This is a genomic window from Terrisporobacter mayombei, assembly GCF_020748465.1.
GTDB lineage: Bacteria > Bacillota > Clostridia > Peptostreptococcales > Peptostreptococcaceae > Terrisporobacter > Terrisporobacter mayombei.
In genome coordinates this window covers 762,952-785,987 of the sequence record NZ_JAHZMP010000001.1, presented here as the reverse complement: position 1 = coordinate 785,987, position 23,036 = coordinate 762,952, and the positions used below count along the sequence as shown (strand labels likewise).

21 protein-coding genes are annotated in these 23,036 nt (G+C 28.0%); 18 read left to right on the top strand and 3 right to left on the bottom strand.

The window, feature by feature from the left end; genetic code table 11:
* Positions 1-99 precede the first annotated feature (99 nt).
* From priA to K0039_RS03775, 12 genes are all read left to right on the top strand, one after another.
* Positions 100-2,640 carry a primosomal protein N' gene (gene priA / locus K0039_RS03830; RefSeq protein ID WP_228104182.1) on the top strand — a complete coding sequence of 847 codons (2,541 nt, stop codon included), beginning with the start codon at positions 100-102 and terminating at the stop codon, positions 2,638-2,640.
* Between the two features lie 17 nt (positions 2,641-2,657).
* Entirely contained in the window at positions 2,658-3,098 is a 441-nt protein-coding gene (gene def / locus K0039_RS03825) for a peptide deformylase (RefSeq protein WP_228103714.1), read from the top strand.
* Between the two features lie 14 nt (positions 3,099-3,112).
* Entirely contained in the window at positions 3,113-4,042 is a 930-nt protein-coding gene (gene fmt / locus K0039_RS03820) for a methionyl-tRNA formyltransferase (protein WP_228103713.1), read from the top strand.
* 7 nt (positions 4,043-4,049) lie between these two features.
* Positions 4,050-4,784: a DUF116 domain-containing protein gene (locus K0039_RS03815; protein WP_228103712.1), complete on the top strand. Its 735-nt coding sequence runs from the start codon at positions 4,050-4,052 to the stop codon at positions 4,782-4,784.
* Positions 4,785-4,804: 20 nt separating this feature from the next.
* Positions 4,805-5,512 carry a zinc metallopeptidase gene (locus K0039_RS03810; protein ID WP_416390112.1) on the top strand — a complete coding sequence of 236 codons (708 nt, stop codon included), beginning with the start codon at positions 4,805-4,807 and terminating at the stop codon, positions 5,510-5,512.
* Between the two features lie 157 nt (positions 5,513-5,669).
* On the top strand, positions 5,670-6,995 hold the full coding sequence (gene rsmB / locus K0039_RS03805; RefSeq protein ID WP_228103710.1) for a 16S rRNA (cytosine(967)-C(5))-methyltransferase RsmB: 1,326 nt from the start codon (positions 5,670-5,672) through the stop codon (positions 6,993-6,995).
* 7 nt (positions 6,996-7,002) lie between these two features.
* Positions 7,003-8,034, top strand: a complete 1,032-nt coding sequence (gene rlmN / locus K0039_RS03800) for a dual-specificity RNA methyltransferase RlmN (RefSeq protein WP_228103709.1) — start codon at positions 7,003-7,005, stop codon at positions 8,032-8,034.
* A gap of 18 nt (positions 8,035-8,052) precedes the next feature.
* A complete protein-coding gene (locus K0039_RS03795) occupies positions 8,053-8,802 on the top strand; it encodes a Stp1/IreP family PP2C-type Ser/Thr phosphatase (protein ID WP_228103708.1) in 750 nt (249 codons plus the stop codon).
* 12 nt (positions 8,803-8,814) lie between these two features.
* Positions 8,815-10,569: a Stk1 family PASTA domain-containing Ser/Thr kinase gene (gene pknB / locus K0039_RS03790; protein WP_228103707.1), complete on the top strand. Its 1,755-nt coding sequence runs from the start codon at positions 8,815-8,817 to the stop codon at positions 10,567-10,569.
* Positions 10,570-10,730: 161 nt separating this feature from the next.
* Positions 10,731-11,612 (top strand): ribosome small subunit-dependent GTPase A, encoded by an 882-nt coding sequence (rsgA, locus tag K0039_RS03785; RefSeq protein ID WP_228103706.1) that lies wholly within the window; start codon positions 10,731-10,733, stop codon positions 11,610-11,612.
* 2 nt (positions 11,613-11,614) lie between these two features.
* The gene (rpe, locus tag K0039_RS03780; RefSeq protein ID WP_228103705.1) at positions 11,615-12,271 is read left to right on the top strand and encodes a ribulose-phosphate 3-epimerase; all 657 of its coding nucleotides are present in this window, start codon (positions 11,615-11,617) and stop codon (positions 12,269-12,271) included.
* Positions 12,272-12,280: 9 nt separating this feature from the next.
* Positions 12,281-12,931 carry a thiamine diphosphokinase gene (locus tag K0039_RS03775; protein ID WP_228103704.1) on the top strand — a complete coding sequence of 217 codons (651 nt, stop codon included), beginning with the start codon at positions 12,281-12,283 and terminating at the stop codon, positions 12,929-12,931.
* A gap of 718 nt (positions 12,932-13,649) precedes the next feature.
* Here the strand turns inward: K0039_RS03775 and rpmB are convergent.
* A complete protein-coding gene (gene rpmB / locus K0039_RS03770) occupies positions 13,650-13,838 on the bottom strand; it encodes a 50S ribosomal protein L28 (RefSeq protein WP_228103703.1) in 189 nt (62 codons plus the stop codon).
* A 469-nt stretch (positions 13,839-14,307) separates the two neighbouring features.
* Here rpmB and K0039_RS03765 point away from each other — a divergent pair, with 469 nt between their 5' ends.
* The 6 genes from K0039_RS03765 to K0039_RS03740 all read left to right on the top strand — a co-directional run bounded on the left by K0039_RS03765 (position 14,308) and on the right by K0039_RS03740 (position 20,062).
* Positions 14,308-14,658 (top strand): Asp23/Gls24 family envelope stress response protein, encoded by a 351-nt coding sequence (locus K0039_RS03765; RefSeq protein WP_018589791.1) that lies wholly within the window; start codon positions 14,308-14,310, stop codon positions 14,656-14,658.
* A 15-nt stretch (positions 14,659-14,673) separates the two neighbouring features.
* Complete coding sequence (locus K0039_RS03760) at positions 14,674-16,299, top strand: DAK2 domain-containing protein (protein WP_228103702.1); 1,626 nt, start codon at positions 14,674-14,676, stop codon at positions 16,297-16,299.
* Between the two features lie 91 nt (positions 16,300-16,390).
* Positions 16,391-18,448: an ATP-dependent DNA helicase RecG gene (gene recG / locus K0039_RS03755; protein WP_228103701.1), complete on the top strand. Its 2,058-nt coding sequence runs from the start codon at positions 16,391-16,393 to the stop codon at positions 18,446-18,448.
* A gap of 38 nt (positions 18,449-18,486) precedes the next feature.
* Positions 18,487-19,041: a 16S rRNA (guanine(966)-N(2))-methyltransferase RsmD gene (gene rsmD, locus K0039_RS03750; protein WP_228103700.1), complete on the top strand. Its 555-nt coding sequence runs from the start codon at positions 18,487-18,489 to the stop codon at positions 19,039-19,041.
* A 1-nt stretch (position 19,042) separates the two neighbouring features.
* Complete coding sequence (gene coaD / locus K0039_RS03745; protein WP_331476674.1) at positions 19,043-19,531, top strand: pantetheine-phosphate adenylyltransferase; 489 nt, start codon at positions 19,043-19,045, stop codon at positions 19,529-19,531.
* A gap of 18 nt (positions 19,532-19,549) precedes the next feature.
* Positions 19,550-20,062 carry a hypothetical protein gene (locus tag K0039_RS03740; protein ID WP_228103699.1) on the top strand — a complete coding sequence of 171 codons (513 nt, stop codon included), beginning with the start codon at positions 19,550-19,552 and terminating at the stop codon, positions 20,060-20,062.
* A 45-nt stretch (positions 20,063-20,107) separates the two neighbouring features.
* Here the strand turns inward: K0039_RS03740 and spoVV are convergent, their stop codons facing one another.
* Together spoVV and K0039_RS03730 are read right to left on the bottom strand one after the other, a co-directional pair.
* A complete protein-coding gene (gene spoVV / locus K0039_RS03735; RefSeq protein ID WP_228103698.1) occupies positions 20,108-21,289 on the bottom strand; it encodes a dipicolinic acid transporter SpoVV in 1,182 nt (393 codons plus the stop codon).
* A 113-nt stretch (positions 21,290-21,402) separates the two neighbouring features.
* Positions 21,403-22,668 (bottom strand): nucleotidyltransferase, encoded by a 1,266-nt coding sequence (locus K0039_RS03730; protein ID WP_228103697.1) that lies wholly within the window; start codon positions 22,666-22,668, stop codon positions 21,403-21,405.
* Between the last annotated feature and the right edge of the window lie 368 nt (positions 22,669-23,036).

The window sequence follows — 23,036 nt, the reverse complement described above, 5'->3', positions numbered from 1 at the left end:
TAAGCAACGGACTTGTCGCTTATGATATTAGTGAAGGGAGTTTTAAGCAACGGACTTGTCGTTGGCGATATGAGCGAAGCGAATTTTAAGGAGCAATCTATGTATAGTGAAAAATACGCAAAAGTTATAGTGAAAAATAACAGCATATATACAGATAACTTATTTACATATAAAATACCGGAGTTTTTATTGGAAGATGTACAAGTAGGTCATAGAGTTTTAGTACCTTTTGGAAGGGGAAATAAACCTATAGAAGCCTATGTATTTTTTATCACCAATAAAGTAGAAGATAATATGGATTTCAAAGAATTATTTGATACTCTTGATGAGCATCCTATTTTTAAGGAAGAAGATATAAATTTAATTCATTGGATAAAAAATAGATATTTATGTACTTATATGGATTGTATATCTTTACTTCATCCTAAAGGATATAAGGTGGATAGCTTCAAAGAAATAAGTTTATCGCAAGATATGGAAAATTTAGATGCTGATAGTTTATACATGAAAATAGATAGCTTAAGTAAAAGCAGACAATTTATTATAAATAAAATAATAGAAAATAAAAATAAGATAAAATTAGAGAGATTAATAAAAGAAAAAGCTATAGAAGAAAATATTAACCCTAAGGATTTAAGACTTTCATCTACTTTAAACAATCTTTTATTAAAAATGAAAGAAGAAAATCTGATTGATATACATTGGAATTATAAAAGTCAAAAAAATGAAAAGAAAATTTGTTATATTTCCTTAAGCATGGATCATGATCTTATTGATGAATATGTTTCATATAATAAAATTCGATTGGGAGATAAACAAAGAGATATTATAGAATTTTTAAGATACAATGAAGAAATAGAAATTAATGATTTAATTAAATTATTAAAAGCATCGAAATCAAGTATAACTTCTTTACAAAATAAAAATTTAGTAGTCTTTAACATAAAAGATTATTATAGGAGTCCTAAAGGATGTTATGATGAAAATAAAAAGGAAATTATACTCAATGAAGAACAAAAAAAAGCTGTGGATAAAGTTACTTCGGAGATGTTTGATGAAAATAAAAAGCCATATATGATCCATGGAGTAACTGGCAGTGGTAAAACAGAAGTTTATATGGAAATAATAGATTATGCTTTAAAACAAGGTTTAGATAGTATCTTTCTAGTTCCAGAAATTTCTCTTACACCCCAAACCATATCTAGATTAAAAAATAGATTTGGAGATATAGTAGGAGTTTTTCATAGTAGATTATCTGAAGGAGAAAAGCATGATGTTTTTAAAGCTATAAAAAATGGTAAAATAAGAATATTAATTGGTGCTAGATCAGCTTTATTTGCGCCATTTAATAGTTTAGGCGTAATAATAATTGATGAATTTCATGAAAGTGCATATAAATCAGAAAAAAATCCAAAGTTTTCTGCTATTGAAGTTGGAAAATATATGGCTTTAAAAAGAAACATTACTTTAGTTCTTGGTTCTGCAACTCCATCAGTGGAAGAATATTATAGAGCAAAAAATAATGAATATAATTTAATTGCTATTAAGGAAAGAGCAAATAAAAGGCCTCTTCCTAAAATAGAGCTGGTTGATATGAAAAATGAATTAACTTTAGGCAATAAGGGTATGTTTTCTTATGATTTGCAAAATGAGATTAAAGAGGCTTTAGATAAAAATAATCAAGTTATATTATTTTTAAATAGAAGAGGATATGGCAATTTTGTTTCTTGTAGAAAATGCGGATATGTGTTTTCCTGCAAAAACTGCGATATATCATTAACTTATCATAAACACCAAAACATTGGGAGATGTCACTACTGTGGATATGAAGAAATAATACCTAAAACTTGTCCAGAGTGTGGAAGTGATTATGTTAAGCCTTTTGGAATAGGTACAGAAAAAGTTGAAGAGGAAATAAAAAGAATTTTTGAAAATGCAAAAGTACTTCGTATGGACAAAGATACCACATCTAAAAAAGGTGAACTAGATAATATTTTAAATAAATTTAAAAACAAAGAAGCTAATGTACTAATTGGAACTCAAATGCTTAGTAAAGGATTAGATTTTAAAGATGTAACTTTAGTTGGTATTTTATCAGCAGATATGATGTTAAACTTTCCGGATTTTAAAAGTTTTGAAACTACATTTCAATTAATAACTCAAGTATCAGGAAGAGCTGGTAGAAGTGATAAAGAAGGTAAAGTAGTTCTTCAAACATACGATACAGACCACTATGTAATTAGAAGAGCTTTAAATTATGACTTTGAAGGTTTTTATGAAGATGAAATAAAAGTAAGAAAAATCTTCAACTATGCACCATTTAATAATATGATAAGTGTAGTTGTTAGTGGAAAAAGTGAGAAATTAGTTGTGAATAATATAAAAAGTATGTACAACTCATTAACCTATTTATTAAAAGAAAGAGGAATAGAAGATTTTGATTTTATATTAGGTCCAAGTCCTTGTGCGATTTCAAAAATTAATCAAAACTATAGATATCAATTATTATTTAAAGATGATAATATTGAAATTAATTTATTAAAAGGTATAATAAAATATATATGTATAACGAAAAAAGAAATTGTGTTTGATAAAGATGTGAACATTTCTATAGATGTTAATCCAAACAACATTCTTTAATTAGAGGAGGAAGAATTATGGCAATTAGACAAATAGCTAAAATTGGAGAGCCAGTACTTAGAAAAAAATCAAAGGTTGTAGAAAAATTTGATCAAAAATTGATAGATTTATTAGAAGATATGGCAGATACTATGTACGAAGCAGATGGCGTTGGTCTTGCAGCACCACAAGTTAGTATATTAAAAAGAGTAGTAGTTATTGATGTAGGAGATGGTTTATTAGAACTTGTAAATCCAGAAATAATAGAAACTAGCGGAGAACAAATAGATGCAGAAGGTTGTCTAAGTGTAGTTGGAGAAACTGGAGAAGTTAAAAGACCCTATGTAGTAAAAGTAAGAGCTCAAGATAGACATGGAAACACTTTTGAAATAGAAGGAGAAGAACTATTAGCTAGAGCTTTCTGTCATGAAATAGATCACTTAGATGGAGTATTATTTGTAGATAAAGTAGAAAAATAGTAGGAGTGATATAAATGAAAATAGTATTTATGGGAACACCAGGCATTGCTAAAGGATGTCTAGAAAAATTAATAAATGAAAAACTTAATGTAGTAGGAGTAGTTACTCAAGCTGATAAGCCCATTGGAAGAGGCAAAAAAATGGGTATGCCACCTGTTAAAGAATTGGCACTAAAACATAACATACCTGTATATCAACCAGTAAAAGCTAGAGATGAAGAATTTATAAATACATTAAAAGAAATCAACCCAGATTTAATAATAGTTGTGGCTTATGGTCAAATTCTTCCTAAAGCATTACTTGATATACCTAAACTAGGGTGTGTTAATGTCCACGTATCATTACTTCCAAAATATAGAGGTGCAGCACCAATTAACTGGGTAATCATAAACGGAGAAGAAAAAACTGGTGTAACTACAATGTATATGGATGAAGGATTGGATACAGGAGATATAATACTTCAAAGTGAGTTTGTACTAAGTCATGAAATAACAGCAGGTGAGCTTCATGATATGATGATGGAGCAAGGTGGGGATCTTTTAATTGAAACTATTGAAAAAATAGAAAAAGGATGTGCACCGAGAATAAAACAAAATGATGAAGAGTCTTCATATGCACCAATAATGAATAAATCTTTAGGAAATATAGACTTTACAAAGACTGCAAAAGAAATTCATGACTTGGTTAGAGGTGTTAATCCTTGGCCAAGTTCTTATACAACTTATGAAGATAAGACTATGAAAATTTGGAAAACTAAAGTTTTAAATGAAAGTAGTAACAAACCGTGTGGAACAATACTGAAAGTTGATAAAGATGGTATAAGAGTATCAACAAAGGAAAATGTTCTACTAATAGAAGAAATACAAATGCCAAATAAAAAAAGAGTGGCAGTTTGTGAATATATAAAAGGAAATAAGATTGAAGAAAATACTGTTTTAGGCTAGGTTTATTATGACTGATACAAAAAAATATGTTAAGGTAGTTAATGTTTTTTTAATAACTCTTATTTTAGGTGCCTTAGTTATTCATTTATTTTTATCAAAATATATAAATATACTTTCTTTAGTGATAAATCTCATGGTCATTGGAATAATATTATTAATATTATTTTCCACTATGATAACTTATTATATTTTGAATGATAAGGAAGTTAATAAACATTTAATGAAAATAAATTATACAATAATAAGATGCATATTTCCCATCATAAGTAATATGGGAAAATTTGCGGGTATATCAAAAGATGAAATAAGAAAAATATTTATTAAAATAAATAATGCTTATATTTATAGCAATAAATATGGTTTTAATAGTGAGAGTTTAATAATTCTAATACCACATTGTATTCAAAATCATAATTGCAAACTAAAAGTTACAAATAATGTTGAAAATTGCAAAAAGTGTGGTATGTGCAAAATAAAAGAATTATTACAAATAAAAGAAAAGTATAATACAAAAGTATTTATAGCTACGGGAGGAACATTAGCAAGGAAAATTATTGTTGATAATAAACCAAAAGCAGTAATAGCAGTTGCTTGCGAAAGAGATTTAACATCGGGGGTAAGAGATGTTAAGGATATTCCAGTTCTTGGAGTTTTCAACTCTAGACCTAATGGACCTTGTATAGATACAAATATTAACATTGAAGAAATAGAGGAAGCAATTAACTTCTTTACAAATAAATAAGGAGAGTGTTTAAAATGCCAATGTATGGATATGGTGGTTTGGGTTATTATAGATTTGATCCAACAATGTTTTTATTGATACCAGCTATATTGCTAACTCTATATGCTCAATATAAGGTTAGTTCTACAACAAATAGATTTTTCAATGTAAGAGCAAATAGAGGATATACTGGTGAAGATACAGCTAGAAAAATATTAGATAGTAACGGATTATATAACGTTAGAATAGAAATGGTTGGAGGAAGACTAAGTGATCATTATGACCCAAGATCTAAAGTCTTAAGACTATCTCAAGATGTTTATAGTGGGACATCTATCACATCTGTGGCAGTAGCGGCTCATGAATGTGGTCACGCTATACAACATGCTCATGGATATGCACCTTTAAACATAAGAAGTAGTTTAGTGCCTGTTGTGAATTTTGCTTCAAGTATGTCTTGGATACTTATAATGATAGGATTTTTTACAACAAGAGGAATATTTTTACAAATAGGAATATTATTATTCTCTGCTTCAGTATTATTTCAAATAGTAACACTACCTGTAGAATTTAATGCTTCAAGTAGGGCCTTAACTCAACTTACATCTCTAGGAATTGTAGACGATAGAGAAGTAAGACAAAGTAGAAAAGTACTTCAAGCAGCAGCTCTAACTTATGTGGCAGCAGCAGTTACTGCAATACTTCAATTATTAAGATTGCTAATGATTGCAAATAATCGTGATGATTAATATTTAGGTCCTAGTTTACTAGGACCTGTTTTGTTTTGAGCAACGGAGTTGCCTGAAGTGATAAGGAAGTGAAGTTGTTGGAGATATAAGCAAAGCAAATTTTAAAAAATAAAATAAATCAAAACTTAATTAAATTTTGATCAACAAGGAGAAAATTATGAACGCAAGAGAAATAGCATACAAAGTTCTTTTAGATATAGAAAAAAACAAGAACTATTCAAATATGTCAATAAATAAACACTTTAAAGATGTGAAGTTATCAAATCAAGATAGAGGATTGGCAACGGAAATAATATACGGAGTAATAGAAAATAAATATTATATAGATTATATGATTGATAAATTATCAAAAGTAAAAACAAATAAAATGGAAATATACGTGAAAACATTACTTAGAATGGGAATATATCAAATAATGTTTTTAAATAGTATATCTGATTATGCTGCAGTAAATGAAACAGTAAATTTAGCTAAGAAGAAAAATTCTAAAGTGTCAGGATTTATTAATGGAATCCTTAGAAATGTTATAAGACAAAAAGAAACCATAGGAGAAATAAAAGTTAAAGATGATATAGATTATCTAGCCATTAAATATTCTTATGATAAGTGGATGATAAGAAACTGGGTGATACATTTTGGAAAAGAATTTACAGAAGAGTTATTAGAAGCTAATAGTCAAAGACCAAGTATATATTTGAGAACAAATAGTTTAAAAATTACTAGAGACGAATTAATAGAAAAATTAGAAAAACAAAATATTAAAGCGCACAAAGTGAATGTGGTAGACGAAGCTATAAAAGTAGAGAACTTAAAAGATATAGAAAATAACACTCTTTATAAAGAGGGATTATTTACTGTACAAGATATAAGTTCTATGCTTGTGGGGAAAGTTATGAACCCAAAGGAAAAATCTTTAGTTTTAGATGTATGTAGTGCGCCTGGCGGGAAAACTACACATATGGCTACATTAATGAATAATACTGGACAAGTAGTATCTAGAGATATTTATGAACATAAATTAAAATTAATAAAAGCATCTTGCAAAAGATTAAATCTTACAAATGTAGATGCGCAGGAATATGATGGATTATCTTTAGATAAAGATAGTATAGGAAAATTTGATTATGTTCTAGCGGATGTTCCATGTTCTGGTTTAGGTATAATTAGAAGAAAGCCGGAAATAAAATATAAAGAAAAAGAAGAATTTAGAGATTTACCACCAATTCAAAAGAAAATACTTGAAAATGCATCTAAGTATGTTAAAAAAGGTGGAACTTTAATATATAGTACTTGTACTATACAAGATAGTGAAAATATTGATGTGATAAATGAATTTTTGCAAAAAAATAAAAACTTTGAATTAGCCCCTATAAATGAAGTTAAGGTAGACTTAGATAACCAAGAAAAAGGTTATATGAAGATTTATCCTAATGTTCATGAAATGGACGGTTTCTTTATATCAAAATTAATTAGAGTAAGGTAGTGATGAAATGAAAGAAAATAAAGTGGCTTTAAAAAATATGACAGAAGATGAGTTAAAAGAATTTTTAAAAAGTATAGGTGAAAAAACATTTAGAGGCAGCCAAATATTTTCTTGGATATATAAAGGTGCTAAAACTTTTGACGATATGAATAATATACCGAAAAGTTTAAGAGAAAAATTAGAAGAAGTATCTTATATAGGAAATATAAAACAAGAATTATCATTAAAATCAAAAATAGATAAGTGCAAAAAATATTTATTTGAATTAAATGATGGAAATGTGGTTGAAACAGTTATGATGGATTATGGTGATAGAATAACTGTGTGCATATCAAATCAAATAGGGTGTAGAATGGGATGTAAATTTTGTGCATCCACATTAGACGGTTTAATTAGAAACTTAGAGCCTTGGGAAATTTTAGATCAAATTATGAAAGTTGAAGAAGATACCAATAAAAGAGTATCTAATATAGTTTTAATGGGAAGCGGAGAACCTCTAGATAATTTTGAAAATACTAAAAAGTTTTTAAAATTAGTAAATGAAGAAAATGGATTAAATATAGGATATAGACATATAACTTTATCTACTTGTGGTGTTGTACCTAAAATGTACGAATTTGCAGATTTACAATTACCTATTAATTTGGCTCTTTCCCTACATTCTCCTTTTGATGAAGAAAGAAAAAAAATAATGCCAGTTGCCAATGCATATAAGATAGATGATATAATAAAAGCATGTAAGTACTATATTGAAAAAACGAATAGAAGAGTAACCTTTGAGTATTCATTGATTAAAGGTGTAAATGATTCTAAAAAAGAAGCCGATGCAATTGCAAAACTTTTAAAAGGAATGTTATGTCATGTCAACTTAATTCCTATTAACAAAGTAGAAGAAAGAGATTTTGAAAGACCTGATAAAACTTATATTTATAAGTTTAGAGATATCCTAGAAAAAAATAATATTCCAGCAACAGTTAGAATATCTATGGGATCTGATATAGGAGGAGCTTGTGGTCAGCTTAGACGTAAACACAAGTAAATAAGGAGGGTAATTACTATGATTTATAATTGTGACTCTCATATGGGAAAAGTTCGAAAAAATAATGAAGACTACTGTATGGGGGAGATTATACAAACAGATGATGATTGTATAGGAGTATTTGCTTTAGCTGACGGTATGGGTGGCCATAAAAAAGGAGAGGTGGCAAGTAAGATAGCGGTAGAAAGTATTATAGATTTTTTAAAAGAGAATATTTCCCAAAGTGGTGGCATAAAAATGGATTATTTAGATGATATAATTAAACAAGGATATAATTATGCTAATAAGAAAATTTATACCAAAGCTTTAGAAGATAATTCTTGTGAAGGTATGGGTACTACTTTAGTCGTAGCTGTTATTTACAAAAATGATTTGATTATAGCCAATGTGGGTGATAGCAGAGGTTATTTATTTAAAGGTGACAATTTTAGAAAAATAACTAAAGATCACTCTGTTGTAGAAGAATTGGTAAATGCTAATTTAATAACGGAAGAAGAAGCTAGATTCCATCCTCGTAGAAATCAAATTACACGAGCAATGGGAGCAGAAGAAATAATTATAGTAGACATATTTAGAGAAAAAGTAGAAAAAGATGATATATTACTTTTAGCAACAGATGGACTTACTGGTTGTGTAGAAGATGAATCTATAAAAAATATTATTAAACAAGATAATGATATAAAAGAAATTTGCCAAGATTTAATAAATGAGGCTAATAATAATTCTGGCAAGGACAATATATCTGTTATCTTAAGTAAGATTGATTAGGATGGTGATATTGTGGGAGAAACAATTTTAGGTAATAGATACGAGATCATAAGGAAAATTGGAGATGGAGGGATGGCCTTTGTTTATGAAGCAAAGGATAGACTTCTAAATAGAGTAGTAGCTGTAAAAGTTTTGAGACCGGAATTTGTTGATGACGAGGAGTTTTTAGCAAAGTTCAAAAGAGAAGCAGAAGCTGTGGCTAATATATCTCACCATAATATAGTAAATGTATATGATGTAGGTTGTGACGGAAAAGTAAATTATATAGTTATGGAATATGTAGATGGTCAAAATCTAAAGGAAATTATTAAATCTGAAGGAACTTTAGATGAATATACTGCTCTTGATATAACTAAGCAAATAGCAAAAGCTCTTGGGGCTGCCCATAAAAAAGGAGTTATACACAGAGATATAAAGCCTCATAATATATTAATATCAAGTGAAGGTAGAAATGTAAAAGTTGCAGATTTTGGAATAGCTAAAGCAGCTACAAATTCTACTATGACTAATATAGGAAGTATTATAGGATCTGTTCACTATTTTTCACCAGAGCAAGCTAAAGGTAAATCGGTAAAAAATAATGCAGATTTATATTCTTTAGGAATTGTTTTATATGAAATGTTATTAGGTAAAGTACCTTTTAAAGGTGATAGTCCTATTTCTATTGCTCTTCAACATATAAATGAAGAAATAGACTTTACGTTAGAGGAAAAAACTCAAATACCTCAAAGTATCAGAACATTAATAAAAAAATTAACAGAAAAATCTCCAGAAGACAGATATCAAAGTAGTGAAGAAGTTATTGAAGATATTGAATATATTGAGCAAAATATAGATTTAGATTTTATTAAACAATATGATGATTTTGCTACAAGAAGAATACCACCAGTTGAAGTTGTAGATGAGTCTAAATTTAAAACATTAGGTAAAGAACAAAATAGAGATGCTAAAGATGATGGTTCTATTCAACCCGAAGGAGAAGACGTTAATAACTATGAGAGAAGGTCCAAAAAGAAAAAAAGAAGAGGATTAAAAGGTGTTCTGATTGGATTGCTTGTATTAGCTATGCTTGGAGTAGCGGGAGTAGTAACTAATGGATTTGGGCTTTTAAATAAAAATGAACAGGTTGATGTAATAAAAGCTCCTAATTTACTTAATATGAGCTTGGAAAATGCAAATAAAGTTATTAATGATTTAGGATTAAAATTAACTATAACTGAAAAACATGATTCGGATATTGAAAAAAACCATGTTATATCTCAAACTCCACCAGAAGGAACTGAACTTGAAAAAGGAGATACTGTTACTATAGTAATTAGTTTAGGGCCAGAAGAATTATCAGTGCCAAATTTAATAGGATTCTCATTAAAAGATGCTAAGACAATTCTTAAAGATAAGGGTCTAGAATTGGGTAGCGTAAGTTATGGTTATAGTGAAATTTATAAAGAAGGTACTGTAATTAATCAAAATCCAGTTGCAGGTGTTGGAAGTGTTAAAAAAGGTGATGTTGTTAATATTGTTGTAAGTAAAGGAGAAAAACCGACAGAAGAAAAACCATCAGAAGAAAAACCATCAGAAGAAAAACCATCAGAAGAAAAACCATCAGAAGAAAAACCATCAGAAGAAAAACCATCAGAAGAAAAACCATCAGAAGAAAAACCATCAGAAGAAAAACCGACAGAAGAAAAACCATCACAAGGTGGAAATAATAGCTCTGGAGAGCAAGAAACTAGCAATGTAAACAACAAAAATGAAGCAGAAGAATAAAAATAAATCATATATACAAAATATAAGTAAGCATCATGCTTACTTATATTTATTTTTTGAAAAAATTAAGATATAAAAAACAATATATAAGAATTAAATTTAAAATAATAAAAATATTGTGGTAATATATAATAAAGTGTTAAAAAATAAGGAGGTAATTAATGTTAGATGGAAGGATAATGAAAGGAATAGGGGGATTCTACTATGTAGATACAGAAAAGGGACTGTATGAATGTAGAGCTAGAGGAATATTTAGAAAAAATAAGCAAACTCCTCTAGTAGGTGATAGAGTGAAAATTAGCATAGTGGATGAGGAGAAAAAGATTGGTGTTGTAGAAACTATTGATAAAAGAGATAGTGAGCTTATAAGACCTCCAATTGCTAATGTGGAAAAAGCCTTAATAGTTTTTGCTGTAAAGAACCCTACACCTCATTTATCTTTATTAGATAGATTTATAGTTCTTGCTGAAAAAGAAAACTTAGAAATTGTAATTATTCTTACAAAAGTTGATTTAGATGAGGACAATACAACAAATAAAATAAAAGAAATATATGAATTAAGTGGATATAAAGTAATTCCAGTTAGCAGTAAGTCTAAAGAGAATATAGATAAAGTAAAAGAAGAGCTAAATAATAGCGTAGTAGTGTTTGCTGGACCATCAGGAGTTGGAAAATCCAGTTTATTGAATGAAATAGATCAAAATTTTAAGTTACAAACTGGTGAAGTTAGTGATAAAATCAAAAGAGGAAAACATACTACAAGACATGCTGAACTTTTAAAACTACAATGTGGAGGTATAGTTGCAGATACACCAGGCTTTTCTTCATTAACACTGGATGATATAGAAGAAAGCGAATTAAAAGAATATTTTATAGAGTTTGATGAAGTTGGTAGCTGCAGGTTTGGAAATAAATGCATACATGAAAATGAGCCAGGTTGTGGAGTTAAAGCAGCTGTTGAAGCAGGGGAAATTTCTAAAGTAAGGTATGAAAGTTACATACAACTACTCAATGAGATAAGACAAGTGAAAAGGAGATATTAAAAATGATAAAATTAGCACCATCAATATTATCAGCAGATTTTGCAAAACTTTTAGAAGATGTTAAAAAGGTAGAAAAAGCAGGATGTGAATATTTACATATAGATGTTATGGATGGACATTTTGTTCCTAATATAACACTGGGTCCTGGAATAGTTAAATCATTAAGAAAAGACGTTAATATGGTATTTGATACACATCTTATGATTGAAAATCCAGATAATTATATTAAAGATTTTGTTGATGCAGGAAGTGATTTAATTGTAGTTCATGTGGAAGCTTGTAGACATTTACATAGAACTATACAAAATATTAAGTCACACAATGTAAAAGCAGGTGTAGCTTTAAATCCTGCCACACCGATAGAAACTATAAAACATGTACTTCAAGATGTGGATATGATACTTATAATGACTGTGAACCCTGGTTTTGGAGGACAATCATTTATTGAAAGTATGATAGAAAAAATAAAAGAATTAAAGAAGTTAATAGATGAGAAAAATCTTAATGTTGATATACAAGTAGATGGTGGAATAAAACCAAGTAATATAAATCAAGTAGTAGGAGCTGGAGCAAATGTAATAGTAGCAGGCTCAGCTATATTTAATAGTGAAAATATAGAAGAAACTGTAAAATTAATGAGAAAGAATGCAAGTCTTTAGGAGATATTAATGAAAATTTGTATTATATTAAATGGCGAAATAAAAAATTATGATAGGACAAAAGAAATAATACTTAGGGAAAAATATGATTTTATAATAGGAGCCGATGGTGGATGTAATCATTTATATAAAATGAGTATAATACCTAATTATATAATAGGAGACTTAGACTCTATTAATAATGATTTTGTGGATTATTATAAAAATAAAAACGTATTTTTTAAAACTTATCCATCTCATAAGGATGAAACAGATTCAGAGATTTGTATTTATTTAGCAAAAGAACTAAAAGCAAAAGAAATAGATTTTTATGGTTCTTTAGGGGGACGAATAGATCATACTCTTGCAAATATAGGTTTAATGCACTATGTTCGAGAAATGAATATAACACCTAGGATAATCACGAGCGAAGAAGAAATTACTATTATAAGAAACGAAGAAGTTATTTTACATGGTAAAAAGGGAGATACCGTATCAGTTGTACCAATAATGGCAGATGTAAATAATATAACACTTAAAAAATTAGAGTATCCTTTGAACAATGCTAAAATGGGATACTTATCATCTTTAGGCATATCTAATGTTATGTTAGAAGATGAATGTAGTATAAAAATTGAAGATGGATATGCATTGATTATAAGAAATTATAACTTAGTATAAAGTGAACTCCTCTTAATTTGAATAAGAGGAGTTCACTTTATACTAAGTAAAAAATAATATGATGTAACGGACAAGGCTAAATGATTTAGTTGCATATATTATTAAAGCTTCTTAAAAGGCTGATGTGGCTCATACAAATAGAAATTCAGTTGATATTGGAAATATAACTTATGAGGAAAACGACGAAGTATTACCTTTAAAGATATAAAATTCTAACAATCAAAACAAACATTATGATAATTCAACAAAAATGGGACAAGAAAGTATTGTTATTTATGCGAGACATCTGATTATATCATTAGAGGTTGTGTATTTGGAATAAAAAGAAAAAATAATGTAATAATTAATTTATAATTCTAAAATGAAAGCCTTCTCTAATATAATTTAATGGGAAGGTGTTATATTGAAGTTTTTGGATATAAACATAGACATAAATAATGATAAAGTAAGATTTAATTTAAAGGTCTATAAAAAAAATGACTTGCATAGAAATTAGTAAATGTTATGGTATAAATCTAATGTGAAATATTGAAAATTATCTAACTTGGGGGGGATAAGTATGAAAATGGTAACTGTAAAATTACCAAAATGGCTTTCTAATATTGTTTTAAAATTTATGAGAACGAATAAAAAGTAGAAAAAAATTAGATAAACTTTTAGATAAAAAAATGAGAGCCTACATTTTTGTAGGCTCCTTACTAATAAAATAAATTTATTATTAAGCTCTATCAACTTTGTTTGAACGTAAGCATCTTGTACAAACTTTTACTCTTTTTGGAGTTCCATTTTCTATAACTTTAACGTTTCTTAAGTTAGCAGCCCATGTTCTCTTGCTGTGTTTATTTGAGTGTGATACTTGGTTCCCTGAAACTTTACCTTTACCACATACGCAACATATTCTTGACATTATATACACCTCCTTAAAATGATAACTATTTTAAGACTAAAAACATATTTATATTAACATAAAATTTGAATTTTTGCAATAAAAATATATAATTGTCCTTTACATATTGAAGATTTTCTCATTATCATATAAAATTATATATATAAATTTTGCTAATGTAAATATTAAAAGAAAAAATAATGATAAAAGTTTATTATCATTGTTTTATTATGCTGTAGATCGCTATGTTTTAAAACATAAAAACTTTAAATCTTCTATTTCTTAATACATAGTATTGACAATAAACGTCTTTTTAGTTGCTAAATTTAAATAACTTTTAATTATTAATTACTTATAGTATTATATATCTTGTCTAAAATAGAAATATAAACTATAATTTATTAAAATAAAGGAAATTTGTTGGATTGATGAAATAATAATTCAACATTGTACAAAATATTATTAAAAAAGAAAATGAGGGGGTAAAACCATGACTACTAAAGTAAATAATAAATATGGATGTATAGAAATAGATAAACATGTTATAGCTCAAATTGCATATAGAGCTGCAATGGAGAGTTACGGATTAGTAGGTTTCTCACAAAAGATAAAAGGTATTGTTGAATTGTTAAAAGGAGACAATGCTACTAAAGGCGTTAAAATATATGAAACTGAAGATAATAAAATAGAAATAGAATTATTTGTTATAATGCAATATGGAATTAATATTTCTACTGTAGCAAATAACATAATAGACAGGGTGAAATACTCAGTAGAAAATACAACATCAATAAAAGTTAGCAAAATTGATGTTAACGTGCAAGGTATCAGGGTTAAGTAATATAGGAGGAAGAATATGATTCAATATATAGACGGAAAAAGATTTAGAGATATGTTTGTTTCAGGTGCAAATAATCTTCAAAACCATAAAGATTTAGTTGATAAATTAAATGTATTTCCAGTTCCAGATGGTGATACAGGAACAAATATGTCTTTAACTATATCATATGCAATTAAAGAATTATCTAAAGTTCAAAATGATGATATAACAGATATAGGTAAAGCTCTTTCTAAAGGCTCTCTAATGGGAGCAAGAGGAAACTCAGGAGTTATATTATCACAAATAATAAGAGGAATAGCAAAATCAATAGAAGGTAAAGATAGTTTAAATGTTGTGGATTTAGCTAACGCTCTTAAAAATGGATCTGATACTGCTTATAAAGCTGTAATTAAACCAATAGAAGGAACTATTCTTACTGTAGTTAGAGAAAGTGGAGAGTATGCAGTAAAAGTAGCTAATTCAAATATGGATATGATAGAATTTCTAGAATTAGTAGTAAAGAAAGCTAATGAATCGCTAAATAAGACACCAGAATTACTAAAGGCATTAAAAGAAGCTGGAGTTGTAGACTCAGGTGGTAAAGGATTAGTTCTTATATATGAAGGCATGTTATCTTCATTAAAGGGAAGAAACATAGAATCTATAGAAGGCGGAGCGTCTAGTAATGTAGAGGTTAATGTTGAACAAAATATATCTAGTGAAGATATTAAGTTCCAATACTGTACAGAATTTATTTTAGAAAGTGATAAAATAGATGATTTAGCAATAAGAGAAATGTATATGAAATTTGGAGATAGCTTAGCTGTAGTTGGAGATGAAGGTGTAATAAAAGTACATGTTCACACAAATGATCCAGGTCTTGCTATACAAGAAGCATTAAAATACGGACAATTATTAACAATAAAAATAGAGAATATGAAACTTCAACATGAAAATAAGGTATTAAATGAAACGGCTCAAACACAAGAGGTACCTGTTGAAGAAAAAGAGTACGGATTTATAGCTACTTCTATGGGTGAAGGTTTAGCACAAATATTTAAAGATTTTGGTGTTGATCACATAATAGAAGGTGGTCAAACTATGAACCCTAGTACAGAAGATTTTATGAAAGCAATAGAAAATTTAAATGCTAAAAATATAATAATATTACCAAATAACAGTAATATAATAATGGCTGCTAATCAAGCTAAGGAATTAAGTGATAAAAACATAATAGTTATACCAACTAAAAATGTTGCACAAGCTTTTGCTACTTTAGTGACATTCGATGCAGATGCAGACGTAAGTGAAAATGAAGCAAACATGATGGAAGCTTTATCTTCAGTAAAATCTGGTCAAGTAACTTATGCTGTAAGAGACACAGTTATAAATGATGTGGAAGTAAAAGAAGGAAATATAATAGGTATTGCTGAAGGTAAATTATTATCTGCAGGAGATAATGTGGATGAAATAACGGCTGACCTTATAGGAAAATTAGTAGATGAAGATAGTGCTATAATAACTTTATTCTATGGTGAAGATACTTCTGAAGAAGAAGCAGAAGCTTTAAGAGATTCATTAGAAGAAAAATTTGAAGATATAGATGTGGAATTACACTATGGAGGACAACCTCTTTATTATTACTTAATTTCAGTTGAATAATGATTAATTAGTCCTGTATAATCGTACTATAAATTAGTATATTATACAGGATTTTTTATTCGTAAGGAAATAATATTTGTAGGTGATAATTATGAATAACTTAAATAAGGAAATACAATTTGTTAAAGGAATAGGTCCTAAAAGGGCTGAAAAACTTCATAAGCTTAATATCTTTACTTTAAAAGATCTAATATATTATTTTCCAAGACAATATGAAGATAGGAGTATTATAAAAAAAATCAACCAATTGGAAAATGAAGATAAAGTATCTATTAAAGGTGTTATAACTAAAATAGATACTTATAGTCCAAGAAAAGGTATGAAAATAACCAAAGTGGATGTAAGGGATGAGAGTGGATATATAAAAATGTCGTTCTTTAATCAAGAATACATTACCAAGGTGTTTAAAAGTGGAGATAGTATTTTAGTTTTTGGAAAGGTTAAGATAGAAAATAATTTTAAAGAGTTTATACCTATTGAAGTTGAACATTACACTAATAAGCCAAGTTCTACTTGTAAAATTGAGCCAGTATATCCTTTGACTTATGGTTTAACTAATAAAGAGTTGCAAGGAATGATTAAATCAGTTCTTACGAAGGAAGAATTTCAGGTAAAAGAATACCTACCACAATATATATTAGAAAAATATAAATTGTGTGGTATTGATTTTGCAGTTAGAAATATACATTCTCCAACTAACAAAGAAACTTTAAAAGTTGCGTTATATAGATTAGTTTTTGAAGAATTTTTGATTTTGCAGTTAGGGCTATTTTATTTTAAAAGTGGGATAAATGAAACTAGTGGAATAGAATTTGAAGAAAAAGAAAGATTAAATGATATAATGAAATCTCTTCCATTTAAACTAACTAGGGCTCAAAGTCGAGCGTTAAATGAAATTATTGAAGATATGACATCACAAAAAGTAATGAATAGATTGGTTCAGGGTGATGTTGGAAGTGGAAAAACAGTAGTAGCATTACTTGCATTAGCAAGTGCAGTTTTAAATGGTTATCAAGGGGCTTTAATGGCCCCTACAGAGATTTTAGCATCACAACACTATGATTCGTTTAAAGAAACCTTAGGGGTCTTTAATATTAAATCTGAGTTGCTAGTAGGAAATCTTACAAAAAAACAAAAAGAAAAAGTATTAGAAAAAGTAAAAAATCAAGAAATAGATATTCTTATTGGAACTCATGCCCTTATAGAAGATAAGGTAGAATTTAAAAACTTAGGCATAGTTATAACAGATGAACAACATAGATTTGGTGTTAGGCAAAGGGGAAGATTATCAAATAAAGGAGATAGCCCTGATATTTTAGTTATGACGGCAACGCCCATACCTAGAACATTAGCTTTAATTTTATACGGAGATTTAGATATATCCATAATAGATGAGTTGCCACCAGGAAGGCAACCTGTAGAAACTATTGCAATAGAACATAAAAGAAGAAATGAAGCTTATGAAAATTTAGTAAGAAGTGAAGTTGAAAAAGGAAGGCAAGTTTATGTAGTTTGCCCCTTAGTAGATGAGAGCGAAAAAATAGAAGCTACAGCAGCAGTTGAACTTGTAGAAGAACTAAAAAGAGAATTCTTTTCAGATTTAAGAGTGGGTCTGCTTCATGGTAAGATGAAACCAAGTGAAAAAGATGCCATAATGGATGATTTTAAAAATAAAAAGCTAGACATATTAGTATCTACTACAGTTATTGAAGTTGGAGTTAATGTACCTAATGCTACATTGATGATAATAGAAAATGCAGAAAGATTTGGTCTAGCCCAGCTTCATCAGCTTAGAGGACGTGTCGGAAGAGGAAAACATAAATCTTACTGTATATTAATATATAACTCAAAAACTGAAGTGTGTAGAGAAAGAATGTCCATAATGGAAGAAACTACAGATGGATTTAAAATATCTCAAAAGGACTTAGAAATAAGGGGGCCAGGAGAATTTTTTGGAACAAGACAACATGGCCTTCCAGAGTTAAAAGTTGCAAATATTTTTAAACATATTAAAATATTAAAACAGGCTCAATTAGAGGCTAGATACATAATTGGTCAAGATGTAAAATTACAACAAGAAGATAATAAAAGATTAAAAGAAGAAATATTGTATAAATTTAGTGAACGTGAAGAAATCTCATTAAATTAATTAAAATTTATGGTAAAATAAAGAAAGGAGACATAATTTTGAGAGTTATTTCAGGAAAGGCAAGAGGACTAAAATTAAATGCTCCTAAAGATGATGACGTAAGGCCTACAACAGATAGAGTTAAAGAATCTTTATTTAATATAATTAATCCATATATAATGGATAGTAATATATTAGATTTATTTGCTGGTACAGGTTCTTTAGGAATTGAGTGTTTATCAAGAGGAGCGAATAAATGTATTTTTATAGATAATAGTAAGGAAAGTATAAATATTGTAAAGTCTAATATAAAAAAGGCGAGAGTTGAGAATGAAAGCATAGTATTAAATTTAGATTTTAAAAGTGCTATAAATTCTCTCGCTTTAAAAAGTGAAAAATTTGATGTTATATTTATGGATCCTCCATATTATAAGAATATGTTTAGTGATGCATTAGGTAGTATAGATAACAATAATCTTTTAAAAGAGGATGGAATTATTGTTGTAGAGCATGATACTAAAGATAAGTTTCCAGATAATATTGGCAGGTTATACAAAAGTAGAGATAAAAAGTATGGAAATACAACGTTAACATTCTATAAAGTGGAGGAATAACATGGACAAACCAATGCATAAAGCAATATTTGCTGGTAGCTTTGATCCAATTACCAATGGACATTTAGATATAATTTTTAGAGCTGCCAAATTATTTGATGAATTACAAATAGGAGTACTTATAAATCCTAATAAAAAGGGGCTTTTTACATTAGAAGAAAGAGTGGAGTTAATTAAGATTTGCACAAAGGGGTTAAATAATATTAAAGTTATTGAATTCCAAGGTTTACTAGTTAGTTATTGTAAAGAAAACGGAATAGATACTTTAGTTAGAGGAGTAAGAAGTGAAGACGATGTCAATTATGAGTTACAAATGGCTCATATGAATAAAGAATTAGATCCTGATATAGAAACAATATTTTTACCAACTAACAAACAATACTCTTTTGTAAGTTCGTCATTAATTAAAGAAGTTTTAAACTTTGGAGCCGATGTTAAGAATTTAGTGCCTAAAGAAGTTATTCAGGCAATAGAAAGTAAGACGAAATAGTAATTTAGGGGGATTAGTATGAAAATAGATTTAGAAATTATGGATTTATTTCAAGAACTAGAGGAATTAATAGAAAATGCACCACTTAAAGGTTTGGCAAGGAAATCAATTAGTATAGATAAAGAAGAAATTCTTGCTATAATTAATGATATCAAAGCATTAATGCCAGAAGAAGTAAATCAAGCAATATGGATAAATAGAGAAAGACAAAGAATAATAACAGAAGCAAAAGCAGAAGCAGAACAAATTATAGAACAAGCTAATCAGGAAGCCCAAATTAAGGCTAGAGAAGGTGAGCAGTTCGAAGAAAATCTTAAACAGCAATTTGATGATATTGTAGAATCTAATGAAGTAGTAGAAAGATCAAAAGAAAGAGCTTCAGAAATTATAAGTAGAGCAGAGTCATATGCCCTTGAAATTAGAGAAGGTTCTATTGAATATGCAGAAGATGTAATAAGTTCTGTTGAACAAAATTTGATTGAAACTTTGGAAATAGTAAAAAGAAATAAAAGAGAATTAAGAGAAGAATAGAAAATAAGCTCCCAGTTAAGTTGGGAGCTTTCCTTATTTTATAAATTAATCTCTTGTTATGTATAAAAAATATAGATTGAATATTATATAAATAATTACGGTTACAACTAGAAATATTTTGAAATTATAAAAATAATGATTTAGAATATTGTTATTATAAATAGAGTTATAAATGGATGAAAAATTTGAAACAGGTAAATAATTTTCACTTACAGGGTAAAGTAAAAAAGTGTATAAAGCTGCAAATGTACCGTGTAAAAATTTGTTGAATATGTAAATGTTGGTTTTAATGTCAGTCTTAGCTATGAAGCTGCAACATTGAGCTAATATAGATAAACCACTAAAACCTATAATAAAACTGCATAAACTAGCTTTAATTGCCTCAGAAACATATGTAATATTAGTAACGTTATTACAACCTATGGTGATTTCGAATAATCCACTGATGAAAGCAGAACAAACTTCTTTTGTCATGCCTGAAAATGATAATAACAAACACAATATGGAAGATATACCATCTATAATATCGAATAAAGTTAGTATTTTAAAGACAACAGAAAAAATTATTACAAAACCACCAACAGCTAATAACGTATTTACACCACTTACAACGGCATTTCCAAAACAAATAAAAAAACCATCTTTTTCGGGAGTATTAATTATGTATTTTATATTATTAATTATGGTTTTATTTGGTTTTTCTCTTTTTTCTTTTCCATATCTTCTAAAAAGTAGACCGACGGTTATAGAACCTAAGTAATGACAGATGAGCATTACATATCCTAAGGTTGCATCATTTAGCATACCGACAGCAACGGCGCCAATTATGAATAAAGGACCAGATGTAGAACAAAAAGATACTAATCTTTGACCCTCATACTGAGAAATATCTTGATTTAATCTTAAATCTGAAGCTAATCTAGCTCCTACAGGATAGCCTGATACAGCTGAAATAGCAAAAACTAATGCACTTTTTCCTGATACATTAAAAATGAGTTGAGTTATGGGGTTTATTATGGCACCTATTATATCAACAACCCTCAATGAAACTATTAAATTAGCACCGATTATAAAAGGAAGTAAAGATGGCATCAATATATTAACCCATATATGTATTCCATTCTTTGCAGCTTCAATGGAATCGTTGGGAAAAACTATAATCCCAATAATTAATAATAAAACTATGATTTTGGGTAAAAAATATTTTGTTAATTTAGATATGTTCATAAAATCACCTATAAATAAAGACTTTAAGGTATTATATTAATTTTAAAAGTAAAATATGAAAAGATCAGCTAATAAAAAAGAAAAGGACTATATACAGAGTCCTTTTCTTTTTTTTATGGCAAATATTTAGGCGATAAATAATAATCCATTGGCCCTTTTAATAAGTGTTTATTATTTTTATAATAAACAAGATTATACATATTACTAGATTTTAAGTCATATTTGATAAGTGTTTTAAATATAGAGTCGTCAACATAACTTATTTTTGAAAATTTAGTGATAATTTCAATATCACTAGAAATCTTGATTTCTTTTATGATTTCACGACCTTTACTATTAAAAGCTAAAACTCTAATGTAAGGAACTGAATTTAAGTCTTTTACACTTATAACATCTTCTTTTGTAATACCTAATAAAATATTATTTAAAGTTCTTTTTATTTTAGTCATGGTATAACGTTTTGATTTTGTAGAATTTATTAATTCTTCTAAATTTGAAGATGTGAATATATTTGAATAAATTTTATTTTCTATACCTTCATTTACTTCAAAATAGCTGTGTAAATTTTCATAATCTCTAATAATAATAGATGATAATATATTGTAAAACATGTAATCAAATACAGGAGTAAAATTGCTATCAATTCTACTGCTTATTTCAGTAAAGGTCGTTTTTGGGATAACATTTTCAATGTGTTTTAAATCAGTGTTGTCCTTTAAAAAATTTCTAATAGCTGTAGCTGAACAAATATTGCTACTTATATCACTAGAATTATACTCTGAAGCAATTCTAGTAATAGTGTAAGGCTTAATAGTACTATTCAATTTGATTAAACTTTTAATATATTCAATACCTAAAATATTATTAGAAGAATTCAAAATTTGTTGAAGCTTATTTTCATTTAAACGTAAAAGATTCTGTGTTTTTATATATTCATATAAAGCTTTACTTCTTGCTGCGGGGAAAACGTGACCATCATCTAAATGTTTTTTTAACGTTGATTTGAATTCTTTAGGCTCTTTAACTAAAATTTCTGCTATGGTACTTAAAATTTCAACACTACCTTCTTCGCTACCAAAGCAAACTGAATTAACGCAATTAAGAGAGTTTAAAGTAGTTATAGCTCCATGTGAGAATATTTCAGCACTTTGGCAAGCGTATAGAGTTGGAAGTTCTATTACTAAATCCACGCCACTTTTTACTGCCATTTCAGCCCTTGTATATTTATCAAATAAAGCAGGTTCTCCTCTTTGTAAGAAAGAACCGCTCATTATGGCCATAGTATGAGTAGCCTTTGTTTTTTCTTTTGACTTTTCTAAATGGTATTTATGGCCATTATGAAATGGGTTGTATTCAACGATTAATCCTAGTAAATTCATACAATCCTCCTTTTGGTAATTCTTACTACATATTAGTATATTATATTTTTTAAGTTGACAAAAATAGAGGAAATACTTAATAATAATAGAATAATATAAATGTGTTATTATGGTACATAAATATGTTTTATTATATGAATAATAAGTAAAACATCTTATTTTGAAAGCTAAATATAATTAATTATTTATTATACCAAATAAATAATAAGATAAAAGAGCTATGTCGTAATATTTAAATATTACATAATGATATTTTTATAAATAGTATGTACTTTTAATTAAAAAGGTGTTATATTTATTATGATTGACAATATAAAGTTAAATAGTCATTTTGAATATTAATTTAAGGAAAATTTTTAAATTTTTAA